We start from the raw sequence: 3,088 nt of genomic DNA on the forward strand, positions 1-3,088 counted from the left end.
CGCCCTGCTCGGCATGGTGATCTTCTACGCGACGATGACGGCCATCCGCAAGCACTACGACCGGGTCGCCGCCGAGATCGCCGCCCCCGAGGGCCGGCCGAACTGCCCAACGGCGACTTCGCGTTCTCGATCGTGCGGCTGCTGGTGTTCGCCAGCTGGCGCCTCGCGCACTTCGAGCGGCTCACCGCACACCGCGACCCGGTGCTCGCGGCCATCGCCGCCAAGGGCGTGAAGGAGCTGGCGTACCACCGGCAGTACGCGGCCGAGTGGGCCGTGCGCCTGGGCGACGGCACCGAGGAGTCGCACCGCCGGATGCGCAGGGCACAGGAACAGGTCGCGCCCTACCTGGGCGAGCTGTTCACGGCGTACGACGTCCGGGACGAGGTCGTCGCCGTGCTGCGCCAGGTCACCGACGCCGCCGGGCTGCCCATGCCCGTCTACCGCCCGCTGCCCGGCTCCGGCCGCAGCGGGGAGCACACCGAGCATCTCGCCCCGCTGCTCGCCGAGTTGCAGGGTGTGGCCCGCGCCCACCCGGAGGCGACATGGTGACGGCGGCACTCCTCGACGCGCGACGGGCCCGGCACATCGCCGAACAGGTGCCCGACCCCGAACTGCCCATGCTCACCCTGGCCGACCTCGGAGTGCTGCGCGAGGTGACCCTGGCCCCGGACGGCACGGTGGTCGCCAGCCTGACCCCGACCTACTCGGGCTGCCCGGCGATGGCCGAGATGCGCGCCGGCGTGGCCGCCCGGCTGCACGAGGCGGGGTACGAGCGCGTGGAGATCCGCACGGTCCTCGACCCTCCCTGGAGCAGCGACTGGATCACGGCGGCCGGCCGGCGCAAGCTCGCCGAGCACGGCATCGCCCCGCCCGGCGCCGCGCCCGCCGCCGGCCCGGTCCCGCTCGTGCTGTCGCCGACCCGCCGCTCGGTGCCCTGCCCCCGCTGCGGTCACCCCGACACCGAGGAGACCTCCCGCTTCGGCGCCACGTCCTGCAAGTCCCTGTGGCGCTGCCTCGCCTGCCGCGAGCCGTTCGAGTACGTCAAGGAGATCTGATGGAGGACCTGATGGAGCCGGCCCCCGCCCCGGCGGCACGCCCGCGTGCCCGCCGACGTCCGGTCTTCCACCCCCTGCGGGTCGCCGCCGTGCAGCCGCTGTGCGAGGACGCGGCAGCCGTGAGCTTCGACATCCCGGCCGAGCTGGCCGAGGAGTTCACCTTCGCCCCCGGCCAGTCCCTCACCCTGCGCCGCGACATCGACGGCCGGGACGAGCGCCGCTCGTACTCGATCTGCGCCCCCGCCGGCACGGCACCGCGCATCGGCGTGCGGGTGGTGCCGGGCGGCCTCTTCTCCTCCTGGCTGGTGCACGACGTACGCCCCGGCGACACCGTCGAGGTGATGGCGCCCACCGGTGCCTTCACCCCCGACCTCGCCACCCACGGCCACCACGTCCTGGTCGCCGCAGGCTCCGGCATCACCCCCATGGTCTCCATCGCCGAGTCCGTCCTGGCCGCCGACTCCCGTTCGCGCGTCACCCTCCTCTACGGCAACCGCCGTACCGGCACGGTGATGTTCGCCGACGAACTCGCCGACCTGAAGGACCTCTACCCGACGCGGTTCCAGCTCGCTCACGTCCTCTCCCGCGAGCCCCGCGAGGCCGAGGTGCTCTCCGGCCGCCTCGACGCCGAGCGGCTCTCCGCCCTCGTCGACGCCCTGGTCGACGTGGAGTCCGCCGATCACTGGTGGCTGTGCGGCCCGCACGGCATGGTCCGCGCCGCCCAGCAGGTCCTCACCGGCCTCGACGTGCCCGCCGACCGCGTCCACCAAGAGCTCTTCTACGCCGACGACGAGCCCGTCCGCGAGGTCCAGCACGCGGAGACCGGCCCCTCCGGCCCCGTCAGCCAGGTCACCGTCACCCTGGACGGCCGCTCCACCACCTCGGCCCTGCCCCGCGAACGGAGCATCCTCGAAGGCGCCCAGCAGACCCGCCCCGACCTGCCGTTCGCCTGCAAGGGCGGGGTCTGCGGCACCTGCCGCGCCCTGGTCACCGACGGCAAGGCCGACATGCGCCGCAATTTCGCCCTCGAACCGTCCGAGGTCGACGCCGGCTACGTCCTCACCTGCCAGTCGTTCCCGGTGTCCGAGGAGCTGACGGTGGACTTCGACACCTGATCCCCCGACGCGTGATCTCCCGAGCGGTGGGCCAGCCTGCGGCCCCAGGCCCGGCCCGGCGATTCGACGTGGCGGTGGGTCAGTACGCACAGGGGCAACGCGTCCAGAGGACGAGCAGGACATTGGGCGTCCCCAGCAGCTCCTGGAGCATGGTGACGTGCGCGACGGCCACGACCACAGGACTCTGCGATCCGAAGTCCCGCAGCTCCGCGAGGCCCAGGAGTGACGGCGAGCAGCGCCGTGTAACCGTTCCGCGTCGTCCACGCGTGTCCCCTTCTCGTCGGCGGGTGCCTGTCACCTGTTCTTGGAACGGGACGGGAGAAGCGTTACAGGGGGTGCGCTCCCCGGTCGGCGCGCAGCACCCGCAACGCCGTGAGCGCCACGTGGAGTTCCGTGCGGCGGTCGCCGGATTCGAGGTCGGTGTCGAGGAGGCGTTCGATGGCGCGCAGGCGCTGGTACATGGTCTCCCTGGACAGACCGCCGCGACGGGCCGCCGTCGTCTTGTTGCCGGCGGCGTCGAGATAGTGGCCCAGGGTCGCCAGCAGGTCGGTGCCGTGCCGGGTGTCGTGGTGGACGAGCCGGCTCAGCCGGCGTTCCGTGTAGTCCTGGATCCGGGGGTCCTCGCGCAGCGCGTACAGCAGCCGGCGCAGGTCGATGTCCGGCAGCTCGTGGAAGGAACGGTCCGCAGGCAGGGCCTGGCCGGGCGGGGTGGCCTCTATCACCCGGGCCGCCTCCCGGAAGGAACGTGCGGTGTCGGCGAGATCCGCCACCTCCGAGCCGACGCCGACGATCGCCTCCGGGGCCAGAGCCAGCGCGGTGCGGCTCAGCCGTTCGGCCACGGGACGCCAGGGCTGGGCGGGGCGCAGGGCCAGCAGGACGCCGAGGCGGCCGGGGGAGAGCTCGCCCACCAGGGCCCAG

Annotated in this window: 4 protein-coding genes and 1 pseudogene; 3 read left to right on the top strand and 2 right to left on the bottom strand. The window is 73.5% G+C overall.

The genetic code is table 11. The features are described 5' to 3' along the window. The 3 genes from ABZ281_RS43970 to paaE form a co-directional block, all read left to right on the top strand. On the top strand, window positions 1-549 hold a 549-nt coding region (locus ABZ281_RS43970), incomplete at its 5' end, for a Phenylacetic acid catabolic protein (RefSeq protein WP_356663831.1). Beyond that, window positions 543-1,055: a 1,2-phenylacetyl-CoA epoxidase subunit PaaD gene (gene paaD / locus ABZ281_RS43975; protein WP_356663833.1), complete on the top strand. Its 513-nt coding sequence runs from the start codon at window positions 543-545 to the stop codon at window positions 1,053-1,055. The genes ABZ281_RS43970 and paaD, both read left to right, overlap by 7 nt. An 11-nt stretch (window positions 1,056-1,066) precedes the next feature. Continuing rightward, window positions 1,067-2,170 (top strand): 1,2-phenylacetyl-CoA epoxidase subunit PaaE, encoded by a 1,104-nt coding sequence (paaE, locus tag ABZ281_RS43980; RefSeq protein WP_356663837.1) that lies wholly within the window; start codon window positions 1,067-1,069, stop codon window positions 2,168-2,170. 100 nt (window positions 2,171-2,270) lie between these two features. On the opposite strand, the pseudogene ABZ281_RS43985 reads toward paaE, so the two are convergent. Both ABZ281_RS43985 and ABZ281_RS43990 read right to left on the bottom strand, forming a co-directional pair. Then, a pseudogene (locus ABZ281_RS43985) lies at window positions 2,271-2,393 on the bottom strand (acyltransferase); the annotation flags it as partial. A gap of 103 nt (window positions 2,394-2,496) precedes the next feature. After that, a partial coding sequence (locus ABZ281_RS43990) for a helix-turn-helix domain-containing protein (protein ID WP_356663835.1) occupies window positions 2,497-3,088 on the bottom strand: 592 nt, incomplete at its 5' end.

Source organism: Streptomyces sp. NPDC006265, assembly GCF_040613555.1.
Taxonomy (GTDB): domain Bacteria; phylum Actinomycetota; class Actinomycetes; order Streptomycetales; family Streptomycetaceae; genus Streptomyces.